The organism is Streptomyces sp. NPDC059443, from assembly GCF_042750105.1.
In the GTDB taxonomy this organism is placed as follows: domain Bacteria; phylum Actinomycetota; class Actinomycetes; order Streptomycetales; family Streptomycetaceae; genus Streptomyces.
Map to the genome: position 1 here is coordinate 51,106 of NZ_JBHYVM010000028.1, position 16,315 is coordinate 67,420.

Annotated in this window: 17 protein-coding genes; 9 read left to right on the forward strand and 8 right to left on the reverse strand. The window is 72.7% G+C overall.

Annotated elements, in window-relative coordinates:
• Positions 1-154: 154 nt before the first annotated feature.
• Positions 155-1,657 (forward strand): hypothetical protein, encoded by a 1,503-nt coding sequence (locus tag ACFXDJ_RS25125; RefSeq protein ID WP_384650865.1) that lies wholly within the window; start codon positions 155-157, stop codon positions 1,655-1,657.
• A 35-nt stretch (positions 1,658-1,692) separates the two neighbouring features.
• Here the strand turns inward: ACFXDJ_RS25125 and ACFXDJ_RS25130 are convergent, their stop codons facing one another.
• Together ACFXDJ_RS25130 and ACFXDJ_RS25135 are read right to left on the reverse strand one after the other, a co-directional pair.
• Positions 1,693-3,810, reverse strand: a complete 2,118-nt coding sequence (locus ACFXDJ_RS25130; protein WP_384650867.1) for a PIG-L family deacetylase — start codon at positions 3,808-3,810, stop codon at positions 1,693-1,695.
• Positions 3,811-4,439: 629 nt separating this feature from the next.
• Positions 4,440-5,405 carry a pirin family protein gene (locus tag ACFXDJ_RS25135; protein ID WP_384650869.1) on the reverse strand — a complete coding sequence of 322 codons (966 nt, stop codon included), beginning with the start codon at positions 5,403-5,405 and terminating at the stop codon, positions 4,440-4,442.
• A 188-nt stretch (positions 5,406-5,593) separates the two neighbouring features.
• On the opposite strand from ACFXDJ_RS25135, the gene ACFXDJ_RS25140 reads away from it, so the two are divergent.
• From ACFXDJ_RS25140 to ACFXDJ_RS25170, 7 genes are all read left to right on the forward strand, one after another.
• The gene (locus ACFXDJ_RS25140) at positions 5,594-5,944 is read left to right on the forward strand and encodes a tetratricopeptide repeat protein (RefSeq protein WP_384650871.1); all 351 of its coding nucleotides are present in this window, start codon (positions 5,594-5,596) and stop codon (positions 5,942-5,944) included.
• Positions 5,945-6,060: 116 nt separating this feature from the next.
• Positions 6,061-7,257 carry a methyltransferase gene (locus ACFXDJ_RS25145; RefSeq protein ID WP_384650879.1) on the forward strand — a complete coding sequence of 399 codons (1,197 nt, stop codon included), beginning with the start codon at positions 6,061-6,063 and terminating at the stop codon, positions 7,255-7,257.
• Positions 7,258-7,368: 111 nt separating this feature from the next.
• Positions 7,369-8,124: a MerR family transcriptional regulator gene (locus ACFXDJ_RS25150; protein WP_384650873.1), complete on the forward strand. Its 756-nt coding sequence runs from the start codon at positions 7,369-7,371 to the stop codon at positions 8,122-8,124.
• 179 nt (positions 8,125-8,303) lie between these two features.
• Positions 8,304-8,906 (forward strand): DUF6230 family protein, encoded by a 603-nt coding sequence (locus ACFXDJ_RS25155; RefSeq protein WP_384650881.1) that lies wholly within the window; start codon positions 8,304-8,306, stop codon positions 8,904-8,906.
• Positions 8,897-9,328, forward strand: a complete 432-nt coding sequence (locus ACFXDJ_RS25160; RefSeq protein WP_384650875.1) for a DUF6114 domain-containing protein — start codon at positions 8,897-8,899, stop codon at positions 9,326-9,328. Before ACFXDJ_RS25155 ends, ACFXDJ_RS25160 begins: the two co-directional genes overlap by 10 nt.
• On the forward strand, positions 9,325-9,978 hold the full coding sequence (locus ACFXDJ_RS25165) for a hypothetical protein (RefSeq protein WP_384650877.1): 654 nt from the start codon (positions 9,325-9,327) through the stop codon (positions 9,976-9,978). The genes ACFXDJ_RS25160 and ACFXDJ_RS25165 overlap by 4 nt, the downstream gene beginning before the upstream one ends.
• 110 nt (positions 9,979-10,088) lie before the next feature.
• Positions 10,089-10,388, forward strand: a complete 300-nt coding sequence (locus ACFXDJ_RS25170) for a DUF2087 domain-containing protein (RefSeq protein WP_384850338.1) — start codon at positions 10,089-10,091, stop codon at positions 10,386-10,388.
• Here the strand turns inward: ACFXDJ_RS25170 and ACFXDJ_RS25175 are convergent.
• The 5 genes from ACFXDJ_RS25175 to ACFXDJ_RS25195 form a co-directional block, all read right to left on the reverse strand.
• On the reverse strand, positions 10,361-11,128 hold the full coding sequence (locus ACFXDJ_RS25175; protein ID WP_384850341.1) for a phosphodiesterase: 768 nt from the start codon (positions 11,126-11,128) through the stop codon (positions 10,361-10,363). The two genes, ACFXDJ_RS25170 and ACFXDJ_RS25175, sit on opposite strands and share 28 nt — an antisense overlap.
• Positions 11,129-11,166: 38 nt before the next feature.
• Positions 11,167-12,408 carry a nitrate/nitrite transporter gene (locus tag ACFXDJ_RS25180; protein ID WP_384663899.1) on the reverse strand — a complete coding sequence of 414 codons (1,242 nt, stop codon included), beginning with the start codon at positions 12,406-12,408 and terminating at the stop codon, positions 11,167-11,169.
• A gap of 97 nt (positions 12,409-12,505) precedes the next feature.
• Positions 12,506-13,372, reverse strand: a complete 867-nt coding sequence (locus ACFXDJ_RS25185; RefSeq protein ID WP_384663901.1) for an SDR family oxidoreductase — start codon at positions 13,370-13,372, stop codon at positions 12,506-12,508.
• Between the two features lie 71 nt (positions 13,373-13,443).
• Positions 13,444-13,938 carry a hypothetical protein gene (locus ACFXDJ_RS25190; protein WP_384850344.1) on the reverse strand — a complete coding sequence of 165 codons (495 nt, stop codon included), beginning with the start codon at positions 13,936-13,938 and terminating at the stop codon, positions 13,444-13,446.
• A gap of 99 nt (positions 13,939-14,037) precedes the next feature.
• Positions 14,038-14,556 carry a MarR family winged helix-turn-helix transcriptional regulator gene (locus ACFXDJ_RS25195; protein ID WP_384663419.1) on the reverse strand — a complete coding sequence of 173 codons (519 nt, stop codon included), beginning with the start codon at positions 14,554-14,556 and terminating at the stop codon, positions 14,038-14,040.
• Positions 14,557-14,795: 239 nt separating this feature from the next.
• On the opposite strand from ACFXDJ_RS25195, the gene ACFXDJ_RS25200 reads away from it, so the two are divergent.
• Entirely contained in the window at positions 14,796-15,350 is a 555-nt protein-coding gene (locus tag ACFXDJ_RS25200; RefSeq protein ID WP_384663421.1) for a YceI family protein, read from the forward strand.
• A gap of 77 nt (positions 15,351-15,427) precedes the next feature.
• Here the strand turns inward: ACFXDJ_RS25200 and ACFXDJ_RS25205 are convergent.
• Positions 15,428-16,315: FAD-dependent oxidoreductase (locus ACFXDJ_RS25205; RefSeq protein WP_384850347.1), on the reverse strand; the 888-nt coding region annotated here is incomplete at its 5' end.

Consider the following 16,315-nt stretch of genomic DNA (forward strand, 5'->3'; position numbering starts at 1 on the left):
GTGAGCGAGACCTTGTTCCACCCCGCGCTCACCGGGGATCGGATCCTGCGCTCACCCGGCCGGCGGGCCTGTCGTGGCGGGCTCCGCGGACCCCGTCCACGATGGGAGGTCAACGGCCTGACCGCCCCGCGCGGGCCCTACGGAAGGACTGGCGATGCCCGCTGTCCCTCTCGTCCGCTGGGCGGTCGTGACGGCGTCCCTCGCGTGCGTCGCCCTTCCCGTGTGCGTCGCTGCGGGCCCGGCCGGCCGGCCCGTCGGCGGAGAACGGCCGCTGTTCCTCGTCAGGCCCACGGGACACCAGGGTCACGGCGACGCCTTGGGCGGTAGCTACGCGTTCCTGCCGATGCCCGCCGCCCTCACCCCCGCCGTCGGGATCCTGTCCAACGCGACCGCCGTCGAGGGCATCACCCCGTCCGTCGCCGCGGGTGCGCGGTACGTCGAGCGGAGCAACGTGCTGCGGCTGGCGTCCGGCCGGTGGAAGTACCTCCCCGACGGCCGGACCGCGTCCGCCGTGGTGGCCGCCGACGATCCGGCGGCCCGGCGGCAGATCGAGCGGAGCCGCGCCTGGCTGGCCTCCGGCCGGGTCCCGGGCCGGTCGCCGGCGCAGCGGGCGGCGGGCGAGCGGGCCCTGCTGGCGATGCGCGCCCTGCTCCGGCCGGACGGGGCCGTGGCGGCGGGATGGACCCCCGGCTGGATGTACTCCTGGCCGCGCGACTCCAGCTTCGCCGCCGCCGCGTTCGCACACACCGGCCACGAGGCGGAGGCCTACCGGATCCTCCGCTACAGCGCCGCGACCCAGCGCGAGGACGGTACTTGGGAGGCGCGGACGAAGCTCGACGGCTCCGGCCCGCCGGACGCCAGGCGGTGGCAGCTCGACGCCAACGGCTGGGTCCCCTGGTCCGCCTGGCAGTGGTACCGGACGGCGCCCCGCGCCACCCGGCAGGCCCGGCTGGCCGCCCTGTACCCGATGATCCGCAAGGCGGCCGACCACGCGGCGGCCTCCCTGGGGGCGGACGGACTGCCCCCGGCCTCCCCGGACTACTGGGAGCTGATGACGGACACGCCGAACATCGGCACGGCCGCACCCCTGCTCGCCGGGCTCAACGCCTCCGCGGACCTCGCCCGGGAGCTGAACAGGCCCCAGGACGCGGCCCGTTGGTCCGCCGCCGCCGGGCGGCTCTCCTCCGCTACGGCCAAGAGGTTCGCTCCCCTGGGCTACGGGCGCACGGCGGACGGACGGCACGGGCACGACAGCGCGGTGACCTTCATGGCACCCCCGTTCAACACGGCCCCGGCCGGCCTGCCCCGAGCGCTCGACGCCACGTACACGGCCCTGCTCCTGCCCAACGGGGGCCTCACCCCGGGGAACGACCCGAAGGCACCCTGGGGCGGGAACGCCTGGACGCCGAGCACCTCGCTCTTCGCCCTCGCCTGGGCCGGTACGGGGAAGCCTGCGAAGGCCGGGCAGGTCCTGGACTGGGTCCTCTCCAAGCGGAACCCGCTCGGGGAGCTGCCCGAGAAGGTCGACAGGGCAGGCAGGCCCTCGTCGGTCGCGCCGCTGGCCTGGACGGGCGCGATCACCGTCCTCACCCTGGTGGCACTCGACGGCGAGGCGCTCCCGACGCCGCCGCTGCGACCCTCACCTCCGCAGTACTGACCTCCGCGGTTCCGGCAAGATCCGAAAGAGACGGCCTAGGGCTGGACCGCGCGGCGCCACGGGGCGGGAGACGGGCCCCCGGCCGGTGCGGCTCCGGCCGGCGGAGCCGGCGTGACGACGTGCAGATCGGCGTCCAGGCCGAGGGCCGCCGCGACGGCCCTGCCGGACCCCTGGGCGAAGCCCGCCGGGGCGCCCGTGTACAGCATCCGGGACTCCTGCCAGTCCTGCGGACCGCCCGCGCCCGGTATGCCCAGCAGGCCGACCGTGCCCGTGCCCGCGCGGCCCACGAGCAGCCGGCCGACGACGCCCACCGCGCCGTAGCCGCCCGGACCGCCGGTCTCGGTGACCGGGGAGAACTTCGGCGCGGGCTGCCCGCCCCCGGTGGCCAGGCTCGTGAGGACGGTGCCCTGACCGGGCCTGCGGAAGAACAGGCGGACGCCGTCGCCCTCCGGGCTGGCCGAAAGCACACCCGTGGTCTGCGGCAGGTAGGTCGGGAAGGGACCGCCGAGCGGGGCGTCCGGCGTCGGTTGCACCCAGGCGAGTACGGACCCGGTCGTGGCCACGCACACGTGGCGCCGTCCCGCCGCGTCGGTCGCGGCGACCGGATCGCCCTGGAGACCGGCGCCGCCCAGGGCCTGCCACGCGCCGAACGGCCCGTTCGGGTCCGCCTGCGCCGAGGCGCGCAGCGTGCGCCGGGAATCGCGGACGTACACCGTCATCCGCCCCTGCGGATCCACGGCCACGGCCGGCCCGCTGGTCGCCGAGGTGCCGGACCGGTCCACGGTGTCCGGGGAGCCCAGTGACTGCCACGGGCCGAATGCGCCTTCGGCCGCGCCCTGGACGGCGTACACGAGGTCACGGGCGTAATCCTCGTGCTTCGCACCCAGGGTGGTGCGGGTGGCGAACACCGCGATCCTGCCGTCGGAGAGCCGGACCGCGGTCGCCCCGGTGTCGAGTCCGGTACCGGGGCCGGTGGCGGCCAGGAACCGGGGGCCCTGCCAGAGGGCCTTCGCGCCGCCGCGCGTCCAGTACGCCATGCGGCCGTCCAGCACGGAGAAGGCCCACAGCCGTCCGGAGGCGCCCTCGGTCATCCAGGAGGTGCCGTCACCCCGGCTGTAGCGGATGGTCTGGTTCCAGCCGGCGCCGGTGGGCCGGGTCGCGCTCTTGCGGTCTCCGCAGCCGGCGGGGCTGCGGCACCAGTCGTCGCGGTCCATCCAGGCGTAGGTCTTGAGGTAGCTGAGCTTCTCCTCGGCCGTGCGCGGGTCGAGCGTCGGGGGCTGCCCGGTGTTGGGGTAGCTGACGTAGTTCTGGATGGAGAAGTGCGGCCGGTCCGTGGACTGCGCGTAGCGTTCGGTGGCGGCCTGGACGAAGCGGGCGCCGTACATGTGGTCCTGGTGGTCGAGGAAGACCCCGGTGGCCTCGATCCTTCCGGGCGTCGGGTCCTGCGTCCGTATCGTGGTCGGCTTGTACAGCGCCAGCACGTCCGCGATGGCGGCTATCGCCTGGTCCTTGGTGTACGAGAACGACTGCTTGACCGGGGTTCCGGAGGTCAGCTGGGCACCGAGGGCGGGGACCTTGCCGTCCCACAGCCCGCGGAGGCTGTCCGGGTTCTCCCCGGAGATGCTGCGGGCCTCGCGGAGCTCCATCCACACCAGGTTGACCTCGGGGCGGGCCGTGAGGACGTCCACCTCGGCACTGCCCCCGCCGGCGGTGCGTATGGACTTCCGTTCCCAGGCGCTGGTCCGGTCGCCGGTGGCCATCTGCGCGTAGGCGCCGCGTATGCCGTTCTGCCGGGCCTCCGCGTAGGCGGCGTGGTCGGCGGGCTTCGCGGGGTCCTGGAGGTGCGGGCTGTGCGCCTCGTTCTTGCCGTCGGACTCGCCGGAGGTCAGGTAGACGGTCGTGACCTTGACGCCGGCGGATATGGAACGGCTCAGGTCGGGGTTCATGAAGAACAGGTCGTCGTCGGGGTGCGCGACGACCTGGAGGACGGAGCCCTCGGTCACGCTGGCCTGGTCGACCGCCTCGGGGGCCGACTCGTCCCGCAGGCCGCTCCCGTGTCCGCCGTCCTCGTAGGCCCATGCCGTCACACCGGCCGCGCCGACGCAGACCGCGGCGACCAGGGCCGCGAGGCGGGTGCGGCTGACCAAGGACATCTAGAACACCTCGGGGTATCGGTCCGGTGTGGAATTCCGCCTGGAAGGTCCGCCGGTGCCCGATTGGTCCGATGGTCCCGGAAACGACCGGTCCCAATTATGCCTCGCCCGCTTGCCGATGACACACCCTCAAGTGAGCAATCTAACAAAGAGAGTTGATTGCGTGTTATGCGCCATCTACACCTTTTGTCGCTTTTGGGGCCAAGGTCGCCCGGGCCCGAACGGCGGCTCCGGCCACGTCCGGCAAAGCCCTCGGGTCACCCGCGCAACACCGGCGTCTCCGAGCGGCGCAGCGCGTTCCACCAGGAATCCGACCAGGTCGGGGCCGCGCTCGCAGCCGAGCGGTGCCGGCTCGAAGGTCACCGGAACGCACACGTCCGCCGGCACCCGGACACCTGTGCCATCACAGGCGGTACGCTCCGGCCGCGCCGGAGGGCGGCGGACCTCCGGCGAGGTTGCTCCGGATCCTGGTGATCAGTCTCACGCCGGCGGGCGCGCGAGGAAGGCCTTGGAGCGATTCGCCCCTGACCGGGATGGGGTCCGTCAGCGAAACCAGCCCCGGCACCGGGCTCGTCCAACTACCGCTCCCGGGCTGGCGTTTCGGCGCACCGCACCCCGAGAAGCGCAGGTCAGCGCACCCGGCCGCGGGGCTTCAGGGGTACCGGCGGGAGGTTCGGAGCCGGGATCGGAGGGCCGTCGTAGCCCTTGACCTCGCCGTAGCGGGTGCCCTCCATCCAGTCCGCGCGGAACTGCTCGATGTCCGCCTGGGAGCGCCCGATCCAGTTCCAGAACATGACCAGCTCCTCCTCGAACGGCTCGCCGCCCAGCAGCATCAGGCCGGCGTCGGAGACCGCGCGCAGGGGGAGGTCCGTGCGGCCGCAGCCGAGGTAGAGCATCGAGCCCGGGAGGAGCCGGACCCCGTCGACCTCGGCTTCGCCCGACATCGACAGGACCGCGTACTCGAAGTCCGGGTCCAGCGGGAGGCGGGTTTCGGTGTCCGCCGCCAGGGCCAGGTCCGCGCCGACGATCGGGGAGTACGTGGATCCGGGCGAGGTGGCCGTGTCCAGGGTGCCCAGGATCACGGTCGCCGTCAGGCCGGGGGCGGTGACCTGCGGGAGGTCCGCGTGGTGCTGGAAGTGCGGAGCCACGTCGCGGTGGGCGTCCGGGAGGGCCACCCACAGCTGCGCGCCGTGCAGGAAGCGGGCGTGCCGGCGCGGGCTCTCCTCGGAGTGGCTAATGCCGTGGCCGGAGGTCATCAGGCCGAGTTCGCGGGGGCGGATCGTCGCCAGGCTGCCGATGCTGTCGCGGTGCAGCACCTCGCCCTCGTGGAGCCAGCTGACGGTCTGGAGGCCCGAGTGCGGGTGCGGGGCCACCGCCATGCCGGGCTCTTCGGCGATGTCGTCCGGGCCGTAGTGGTCGACGAAGCACCAGGCGCCCACCATGCGGCGTCCCAGGTTCGGCAGGAGCCGGCGGACCTCGGTGGATTCACCGAGCTTGACGGTGCGCGGGCTCAGGAGCTCGCGCACGGGCTCGGCCACGACGAAACCGCGGCCGCCGCAGGTGGAGAGAGCGGGCTGGCGATCGAGATTGCTCATGCCGCACAACTTAGTACCGGCGCGGTCGCCGCGGCCCTTGGAATGTCGAACCGGACGCCCGTGTTGGAGGGGGTGCCGGAGCCCGCGTCCGGGCCTGACCGGCGAGAGCCGAAAGGGACGGCCTCAGCCCCGCCGGAAGGGGCGGACCACGCGGGGAACGCACCACCCGAACGGCGGAAGGGATCCGAATGAACGAGTCGACCGGCTACCTGGAGCACGGGACCACGGCAGAGCGCTGGGAGCGGGCCGGACTCTTCTTCGAGGCGAAGGAGTACGCGACGGCCGCGCGGGTCCTGGGCACCGTCACCGCCGAGGCTCCCGAGCAGCTGGCGCCCCGGCTGCTGCTGGCCCGCGCCTACTACCACTCCGCCCAGCTCTCCCCGGCCGAGCGCGAGCTGCGGGCCATCCTGGACCGCTGGCCCGTGGAGGACTACGCCCAGCTGATGCTGGGGCGGACGCTGGAGCGCCAGGGCCGGGCCGCCGAGGCGGCCCCGTACCTGCGGATCGCGGCGGCGATGGCCGGCGAGTTCCCGGAGTAGCGCCACCCGCCCGGCACCCACCAGGCGCTCCCCCGCCATCCGCCCGGCACTCCCCCGGCCCCGCCCATGCGGGACCGGGGCGGCCCCTCGGTTAGCCTGGGGGCAATATGAACCGTCTGACCACGCCCTTCGGCTCCTACGAGCTCGCCCGCTTCCCCGAGGACCCGCGCGACCGGCTCTTCGCATGGGACGCCGCCGACGAGTACCTGCTCCGCCACCTCGAATCCGGTACGGGCGAACGCGGCCCGGTGGATCTGGCCGGCGCCGGGCAGATCACCGTGATCGGGGACCGTTGGGGGGCGCTGACGACGGCACTGGCCGCGTATCACCCCACCCAGATCACCGACTCCTCCCTGACCCGCTCCGCCACCGCGGCGAACCTGGACCGCAACGGCATCGGCACCGCCAAGGGCACGGTGACGCTGCTGACGGCCCAGGACCCGCCGCCCGAGCGGATCGACGTACTGCTGGTCCGGGTCCCCAAGAGCCTGGCGCTGCTGGAGGACCAGCTGTACCGGGTGGCCCCGCACGTGCACGCCGGCACGATCGTCGTGGGCACCGGCATGGTGAAGGAGATCCACACCTCCACCCTGCGGCTCTTCGAGAAGATCCTGGGCCCGACCAAGACCTCGCTGGCCGAGAAGAAGGCCCGCCTGATCTTCTGCACGCCCGGCAACCCCGGAGCGACGCACCCCACGACTGCCGGGCCGTGGCCGGTGACGTACACCGTGGACCAGGAGGCGGGGTCCGGCTCCGGCCTGACCGTCGTCAACCACGCGGGGATCTTCTGCGCCGACCGCCTCGACGTCGGCACCCGGTTCTTCCTCCAGAACATCCCGACCAACACGGACGGGGCCCGGGTCGTCGACCTGGGCTGCGGTAACGGCATCGTCGGCACGGCGGTCGCGGTGGCCGATCCCGACGCCGAGGTGGTCTTCACCGACGAGTCGTACCAGGCGATCGCCTCGGCGAAGGCGACGTACCGCGCCAACATCCAAGGCCGCCTGGACCGGGCCGAGTTCCTCGTCGGCGACGGCGTCTCGATGCTGCCGCCCGGGTCCGTGGACCTGATCCTCTGCAACCCGCCGTTCCACTCCCACCAGGCGACGACGGACGCGACGGCGCTGCGCATGTTCGCGCAGTCGCGCAAGGCGCTGCGGCCGGGCGGCGAGCTGTGGGTGGTCGCCAACCGCCACATGGGCTACCACACCCACCTGCGCCGCCTTTTCGGCAACAGCGAAGTCACCGCGAGCGAGCCGAAGTTCGTGGTCCTGCGGGCGGTCAAGCGGCGCGAGCAGCCCCGCCCGGCGTGACCTGCCGGAACACCTCCGGGAGCGCCTCGCGGAAGGCCTCTCGGAACACCGCCGGAACGCCCCTTCGGTAACCCGCCGGTAGGCCCGCCGCTTCGTCCTACACTCGGCCGCGTGAGCAGTCAGGTGGATCAGGACCGGAGCTCCGGCGGGCGCTACCGCCGGGAGGACGTGGCCCGCGCGGCCGGCGTCAAGGTGCGCAACCTGCGCTACTACCAGGAGCGCGGGCTGCTCCCGCCGCCGCGCCGCGAGGGCCGGATCGCCTGGTACTCCGACGACCACCTCACCCGACTGCGGCTGATCAGCGACCTGTTGGGGCGCGGCTACACCGTCAACGGCATCGCGGAGCTGCTGGCCGCCTGGGAGCAGGGCGGCGGGATCTCCCAACTGCTGGGCCTGGAGCGGGAGATGACCCGCAACTGGGAGCAGGAGGAGCCGGTGGTCATGTCCCGGGCCGAACTGCGCGAGCTGTTCGGCCCGACCGCCTCCGCCGAGGACACCCGGCGGGCGGCCGAGCTGGGCTACGTGACGATCGCCGGGGACCTGGTCACGCACCGCAGCGCGCGGCTGCTGCACGCGACGCTGACGCTGGTGCGGGCGGGGGTGCCGCTCGGGGAAGTCCTGGACGCGGGGGGCTTCGTACAGACGCAGGCGGCCGCCGTGGCAGACCGGTTCGTCGCCCTGTTCCGGACGCACGTGATCGGCACGGAGGGGCTGGAGCAGCTTTCGGCCACGCGGCTGCGGCAGATCACGGAGGCGGTCGCGGCCCTGCGTCCGCTGGCGGGCGAGGTCGTGGCCGCCGAGTTCGCGCGGGCGATGGCCCGGCGGGTGGACGCAGAGGTCTCCGAGCTGCTGCGCACGGAGCCGTAACCGGCTCGGCCGGAGGGCAAGACTCGGCCGAAAAGGTATGCCCGAGCAACCTTGCCAACCCCCATTGGCACTCTTACATTCAACTCGTCGGTAACAACGGTGCACAGCCGAAGATAAGGGTCGATCTCATGGCAGATTCCCCGAACTTATCCGATCCCCCCGGCGACGAGACCGACGGCATGCCCGGTGACGAGGGCCGGGTCCGCTGGCACCGGTTCGCCGTACTGACCGTCCCCGCCATCGCCGTGACCGCGGGCCTCGGCATCGCCCTCGCACAGGGCGCGCTCGCCGCCTCCTTCGCCGTATCGGGACAGCAGTTCAAGGTCTCGGCGACGAGCCTGGAGGGCGAGGGCTTCGCGCAGTACGGCAGTGTGGACGTCAACGCCCGCCAGGAGCTCATCCCGGTGGCGATCACCGCCATCAAGGAGGCCAAGCTCCACAGCCTCTGCCAGTCGGTGGTCACCACCCTGCCGCTCATCGGTGACATCTCGCTCAACCTCACCGCCGGCCAGAAGGCCCCCGTCGAGGCGAGCAACCTCTTCGTGGACGCCACCCAGCTCTCCGGCGACGCGGTCTTCACCAACATCGAGATCGGCCGGGACGCCTCCACCCTCGACAAGGGCCCGACGGAGGCGGTCGGCATGCAGGACCTGTTCGCCCAGCAGGCGGACAGCGTCACCATCTCCGATCTCCACCAGACCGCCTGGGCCACCAACGCGGGCACCTTCAAGCTCTCCGGGCTGAACATGAACATCAGCAAGGGCAAGAAGGAATGCTTCTGAAGCGCTGGCGGCGGTGGCGGCGCGGCCGGCCGTTCTGGGGCGGAGTCTTCGCCATCATCGCCGGCGCCGAGATCTGCGCCCTCCCGCTCGCACCGTTGAAGATCATGCTCCAGCAGGGAGTGGCGGGGATCCCGTCCGTCCTGATGGGCATCGTCATGATCGTGCTCGGTCTCACCGCCTGGTTCTCACCGGCGCAGCGCAGCCTGGCCGGTGTCCTGACCACCCTCATCGCCACCGCCGCGCTGGTCCTGTCGAACCTCGGCGGGTTCCTGATCGGCACCGTGCTCGGCATCATCGCCGGCGGCCTGATGTTCGCCTGGCAGCCGTACGCCGCCAAGCGCCCGACGCCCGCCGCCACCCCCGCACCCGCCCCCGCCCCCGCTCCTCCACAGCACCACGATCCCCAAGGAGCACAGCCATGAGCCGTACGCGCACCACCCTCACGCTCGCCGCGGCCGCCGCGGCCGGAGCGCTGTCCCTGGCCCCGATCTCCGCCACCGCCGCGCCGTTACCCCTGGCCGGGTCGACCACCGTCACTCCGGCCGGACACGCTTTCAAGGCCACGCTCAGCGGCAAGGCCACCCTCAAAGCCGGTTCGGTCACGGTGACTTGCACGGTCTCCGTCTCCACCGGCGCGGTGCCGGCCGCCCCCGGCAACCAGAACGCCTCGGGTCCCGTCTCCTCCCCGATCTCGCCGCCCACGTACAGCTCCTGCACCTCCAGCATCCCGGGTGTGACCCCCACGGTCACCACGAGCGGCGCCTGGTCGGTGTCGATGCAGAACGGCTCCCCCGTCACCGCCACCATGACCGTGCCGACGGGCGGGCTCGTCGTGCACACCACGGGACTGGCGGTCTGTACGGTCACCGCCGCGCCCTCCGGTCCCGCCGGCGTCGCCGGAACCTGGACGAACGGCGCCCCGCCGAGCCTGACCTTCACCAACGCCTCGGTGCCGGTCACCGTCACCGGCGGCTTCGGCTGCCCGACGAGCGCGACCTCGTCCACCTTCAACGCCGTGTACAAGGTGGCCGACACCACCGACCCGGCGCAGCAGATCACCGTCGGCCCCTGACCGGGCCACCACCGTACGAAGGCCCGCCGGCTTCCGCCGGTGGGCGATGAGTGCGGCGGCGGCGGAAAATCCGTTGCCGCGCGGCGGGCCGACGGGTGATGCTCGGCCATATGTCCCAGAACACGGAGGAACCCGCCGCGCGCACCCAGCGGGGCGTCACCGACCTCTTCACCGCCGCCGGCCGCCTCGCGGTCATCCCGCGCAAGCCGGCCCGCCGCGAGCAGCTGCTCGTCCACCTCACCGAGACCCTGTTCGCGACGGACCGCGACTACACGGAGTCCGAGGTGAACGGGGCGCTGCGCACCGTCCACGAGGACTGCGCGGCACTGCGGCGGTACCTGGTCATCGCCGGGCACCTCACCCGGACCCGCGACGGCTCCGGCTACCGGCGGGCCACGACCACCCGGTAGTGGGTGGTCAGCCGTCCGTCCTCGCCGATGACGTGGAAGGCGAGGGCGGGCGGCTCGTCGAGGTGGACGTACTCGTTCTCCCCGGACGCCGCCTCCCACGGGAGCCTGGTCGTGGACACCACCCCGGGCGCCACCAGCAGCGGCCGCCCCGCGAAGGTGGTGGCCGCGCCCGTGTGCGCGTGCCCGCACAGGAAAGCGGTCAGGTGCGGATGCCGTTCGGCGAGCGCCGCCAGCCGTTCCTCGCCGAACTGCCGGATCCCGTCCACGTACGGGATGTGCAGCGGTACGGGCGGGTGGTGGAAGGCCACGAGTACGGGCACCTCGCGCGGGGTGGCGGCGAGCACCCCGTCCAGCCAGTCGATCGTCCGGTCCTCCAGGTATCCCCGGTGTTCACCGGGGACGGAGGAATCGCACACCGCGAGGACGAAGCCCTCGCCGCGCAGCACTTGGTCGACCGGGGCCGCGGTCGGCCGCTCCTCGCCGAGGAGACCGCGCCGGAAGGCGGCGCGGTCGTCGTGGTTGCCGGGGCAGATGACCAGTGGGTGCCGGGAGCCGAGCACCTCGCGCGCCTCCTTGTACTCCGCAGCGGTCGCGTGATCGGCGATGTCCCCGCTGACCAGCACCGCGTCGAGCGCGTAGGGGAGTTCCTCCAGGTACTCCACGACGGCGCGGGTCCGCTCGGCGGCCCTGCCCCCGCCGCCGTCGAGGTGGACGTCGCTCAGGTGGGCTATGACGATCACGGGCAGTGGCTCCTTCGGTCCAGAGGGTACGAACCTACCTACTGGCGCCGCGGATCGGCGGCGAGTTCGTCGCCCGGACTAGCGGCCGTGCCGCCGCCGCGATCGGTCCGCATCCGACCGAAGGCGTAGACGCATCCGGCGAGCGCGAGGTCCGACAGCAGCATGAATCCGATCGAGTACGAGTCCTTCGCGCTGTAGATCGCACCCATCACCAGCGGGGGCACGAAGCCGCCGAGGCCGCCCATCGCTCCGACGATGCCCGTCACGCTGCCCACCTGCGGCTGCGGGGTGACCTGTGAGACCAGGGCGAAGACGCTGCCGCTGGCGGTCCCGAGTCCGGCCGCCATCAGCAGCAGGGCGAGGGTGCCGACGGGGTTCATCGCCGGGTCGAAGGCCTGCACGATCGCGAGGAGGGCCACCAGGCCGAGGGCCCCGGACGTGACCCGCGCCGGGTGGATCCGGTCCGACAGCCAGCCGCCGATCGGCCGGAAGACCACCGTGACCAGGGCGAAGCCCGCCGCCTTGGTGCCGGCGTCGGTCGCCGACAGCCCGTACCAGGTCTTCAGGTACGTCGGCAGGTACACCCCGAACGCGACGATCCCGCCGAACCCGATCGCGTACAGCGCGGCCAGCTCCCACGTCACCCGCAGACGCCCCGCCCCGCGCAGTCGGGAGGCGAGCGAGGCCGTCGGCACGGGCCGGTCGGGCCGGTCCCTGAGCAGCAGGGCGGCGAGGACGGCGTAGGCGGCGAGTGCCAGTGCCACCACGAGGAAGGGCAGGTCGGGGTCGTGCTTGGCGATGCGCGGCGTGACGTACCCGGACAGCGCGACACCGCCCATGCCCATGCCGAAGACCCCCAGCGCGAAGCCCCGCCGGTCGGGCGGGAACCAGGAGTTGACCAGCGGGATGCCGATCGCGAACGTGGTGCCGCCCAGACCCAGCAGGAAGCCGACCGCGAGGGTCGGACCGTAGCTTCCGCGCGCGGGGATCAGCAGCAGCACGGGCACGATGGTGAGCGCGGACACCACCGGGAACATCAGCCTCGCCCCGTAGCGGTCGGTCAGCGCACCCACCGGAATCCGCCCCAGCGACCCGACCAGCACCGGCACCGCGACGAGCAGCGACTGCTGGAAGGAGGAGAGGTGGAGCCGGTCCTTGTAGTCACCGGCCAGCGGCGCGATCAGGTCCCACGCCCAGAAGGTGAGCGTGAACCCGAGCGTCGCCAGAACCAGATTGCGGTACGCGGCGCCCGAGGGCCGCGACGTCGACGTGGCGTCCATCCCGTCAGTCAAGACGTCACGGACCTGCCGGTCGCGCAGGACTGCGCCGAACGGATTGCGGACAGCGCCCCTGCGCGGGCCGGACGGGCCGGTGCGCCTAACGGCGGAAGTGGCCTTGGTGTTCGCGCAGGAAGGCGTCGAGGGTGCGGGGCGGGCGGCCGAGGATGTCGGTGACGGCGGCGGTGGGGGTTTCGGGTCGGGCGACGGCGAGTCGCTGGATCTCCGTCACGTGGTCGGCGAGCCAGGCGGGCATGTGGGCGTTGCGGATGAGGCTCTCACGCAGTTCGTCCGGAGTGAGGTCGACGTAGCGGATCCGATGGCCGGTCAGGGCGGTCAGCCGTGAGGCGAGTTCGGGGTGGGAGACGGCTTCGGGGCCGGTCAGCGTGTAAGTGCCGCCGGCGATGTCCGGCCTGGTGAGAGCGGCGGCGGCGACATCGCCGATGTCGCGGCAGTCGATGTAGTTGCAGGGCGCTTCGCCCATCGTGCCGAGGATGACGCCCTGGGCGACGGCGGGGGCCAGGCGCAGGAGGTTCTGCATGAACGCGTAGGGGCGCAGGATGGTGTGGGTGAGGCGGGAGGCGCGTAGGTGTTCCTCGACGGCGTGGTGTCCGCGGGAGACGGCGACCGGGGAGTCGGCTTCGGCGGCGGGTGCGGAGATCTTGACGATGTGTCCGATGCCGGCTTCGGCGGCGATGTCGATGACGCGGGTTTCGAGTTCGACCTGTACGGGGCTGTTGGCCATGGCGAGGAAGAGCCGGCCGGCGCCCTTGAAGGCGGTGCGCAGGGAGTGGGGGTCGGTGGCGTCGGCGTACTGGACCTCGACGGGCGGTCGATGTGCGCCGGTTGTGCCGGGGATCGGCCGGTCCGGGGTACGGGTCAGCGCGCGGACGGGTGCGCCGAGTGCGAGGAGGCTGTGGAGCAGGGCGTTCCCGGTGGCTCCGGTGGCTCCCATGACAACGATCATCGTGCGCTCATTCCTTGGTGACTTCCCCGGTGGCGGGCGCCGTCGGGGTGGGCCGGGGTGGGCCCGGCCGGTTACGGCCGGGCCGCCGCGATGGCGCTCCGCCAGCGCAGGGTGACGATGGTGGTCGCGAGCGCCGCGGAGACGGGCAGGTCGATGCGCAGGCGCTCCAGCCACGGGGTGGCCGGGACCGGGGTGTGGGCGGGTAGCCATGGGGCGGCGACCCATCCCAGCAGGGCCGCCGCCCCGGCGGCGGTGATGACGAGTGCGCCGGTCAGGGCGGCGCGCGGCGTGGTCGTGGTCCACCGCCGGGGCTGCCCGCCGTGCCGCAGCCAGGCCCCGACCAGGAACGCCACCACGGCGGAGGTGCCGGCGATGGAGGTGCAGGCGGCTACGGCAAGATCCTGCTGCCCGGTGACGATGCCGGCGGTACCGGCCATCAGCGCGGGGGCGGCGTAGGCGGTCAGCACCTCGCGCCACAGGGTGAACGGCCTGGACGGCTTGGATGGCCGGGACGGCCGGGAGGCTGACCGGTTTCGGCTGGTCCTTCTGTCCTTCGTTGCGGGCATGCCGACCTCTTTAATTGGGGAGCTTTAATTAGGGAGCTAACTATTGGCTCGAAAAAAGGGCCCTGCCCGAGGGCGGGGCCAAACCGGCCGAGAGCCGGGTCAGTCGGCGGCCAGGGCCGCGCTGCCGCGCACGACGCGGGCGAGCAGGTCGAGGAACACCGCACGCTCCTCCACGGAAAGCCCGCCCACCATCGCCTCAAGCCGCCCGAAATGCTCGGGCGCCATGTCACGCAGGCGCTGCGCTCCGCGCGCGGTCAGGATGGCCACCGTGCCCCGGCCGTCCTCCGTGGACGGGCGCCGGGCGATCAGGCCTTCGCGTTCGAGGCCGTCGAGCAGGCCCGTGACCGTGGCCCTGGAGACGTCGAGGTCAGCGGCGAGGTGCGACGGGGATTTCTCCCCGCCGTGGTCTTCGAGGTCGGCGAGCAGGCGGTAGCGCCCCGTCGACAGTCCGAACCTGGCGAAGTGCGCCTCGGCCGCCCGGCCGACCCTCGCGCCCGCCGAGATCAGCCGCACCGCGACCAGCACGGCCTGCGGATCGACCTCCAGGCCGTAGTGCTCGACCTGCCGCCTGGCCTGGTCCAGCGTGGGCGCCTCGCCGTCGATACCGTCCCTCGTCATGTAAGTAATATGGCGGCTAATCACTTTCGCTGTCAAGGCTCCCTCGCGGGCTGCCGGTAGCCGGTCCCGTCCGCGAGGGAAGGTACGCCCGCGCGTAGGCCTGTTCGGACCATCTCCGCGGGCCCGACCTGGCCGATCGGGTGACGTACGGGCGCGCTCGGACCTCCGCCACGGCGGGCCTGGCTAGCGTGGGCGAGCGCCTCCCCTTCCCGCCCCCGAGCCACCATGGAGCAGGTCTCATGACCACCACCCCCTTCACCTCGCTGACCGGGAACTACGTCGTCGACCCGGCTCACACCCAGATCGGGTTCGTGGCCCGTCACGCCATGGTCACCAAGGTCCGCGGCGCGTTCAAGGAGTTCGAAGGCACCGGGCACCTCGACGGCGAGGACCCCGCCAAGTCCACCCTGTCGGTCACCATCAAGGCCGCGAGCATCGACACCCGCAACGAGCAGCGCGACGGACACCTGCGCACCAACGACTTCCTGGACGCACCGAACTTCCCGGACATCACCTTCGTCTCCACCGGGGTGCAGCAGCTCGACAGCAGCAATTTCCGGGTGTCCGGCGACCTCACCATCAAGGACGTCACCCAGCCGCTCAGCATCGACTTCGAGTTCCAGGGAAGCGCCGTCGACCCGTACGGCAATCTGCGCGTCGGGTTCGAGGGTTCGGTGCCCATCAGCCGCAAGGAGTACGGCATCACCTGGAACGCCGCGCTGGAGGGCGGCGGCGTCCTGGTGGGCGACAAGGTGGTGCTGGAGTTCGAGGTCTCCGCGATCCGGCAGCCCTGACCCGGCCGGACCGCGACGCCTCGGCCGGCCGAGGCTTGTCCTTGGCCTTGGCCTTGCCCTTCTCCTTGCCCTTGGCCCTACCCGCGGTACGTCTCCAGCAGCCGGAGCCAGATCTCGCTGATCGTCGGAAACGCCGGGACCGCGTGCCACAGCCGGTCGATCGGCACCTGCGCCGCGACCGCGATCGTCGCCGCGTGCAGCAGCTCGGCCGCGCCCGGCCCCACGAAGGTCGCCCCGAGCAGGATCTCGCGGTCCAGGTCCACCACCATGCGGGCCCGGCCCCGGTACCCGTCGGCGTACAGGCCGGCCCCGGAGACCTTGCCGAGGTCGTAGTCGACCGCCCGGACCCGGTGGCCCGCCCGTTCCGCCTCGGCGAAGGTCAGCCCGACCGACGCGGCCTCCGGGTCGGTGAAGACGGCCTGCGGAAGGGCTTCGGTATCGGCGGTCGCCGCGTGCGCGCCCCAACGACCGGTGTCCAGCTGCCCGTTGCCCGCCGCCCGGGCGGCGATGGCGGCCCCCGCGATCCGGGCCTGGTACTTCCCCTGATGGGTGAGGAGCGCCCGGTGGTTGACGTCGCCGACCGCGTACAGCCAGTCGATTCCCGGGACCCGGCAGCTGTCGTCCACCTCGATCCACCCGCCCGGCGTGAGGCCGACGGTGTCCAGGCCGATGTCCTCGGTGCGCGGCGAGCGGCCGGTCGCCATCAGCAGCTCGTCGCCCTCCAGCGTCTCGCCGCCTTCGAGCACCACGGTGACGGGCCCGGGGGGGCCGGGCCGCACCAGAGGGACCACACCCCGCCCCCCCAGCGCCGAAGCCCCCCCCGCGCCCCCGGCGCGCGCGCCCCCGCTGTTACACGCCGCCATCCCCGGCACCGCCGCGGCGGCGGTGGACGCGTACGTCTTCGCGGGCAGCGTCGCGGTCGCCGTGCTGTCCGGCGTACTCGACCCGATGGGAGTGTCGTGTTG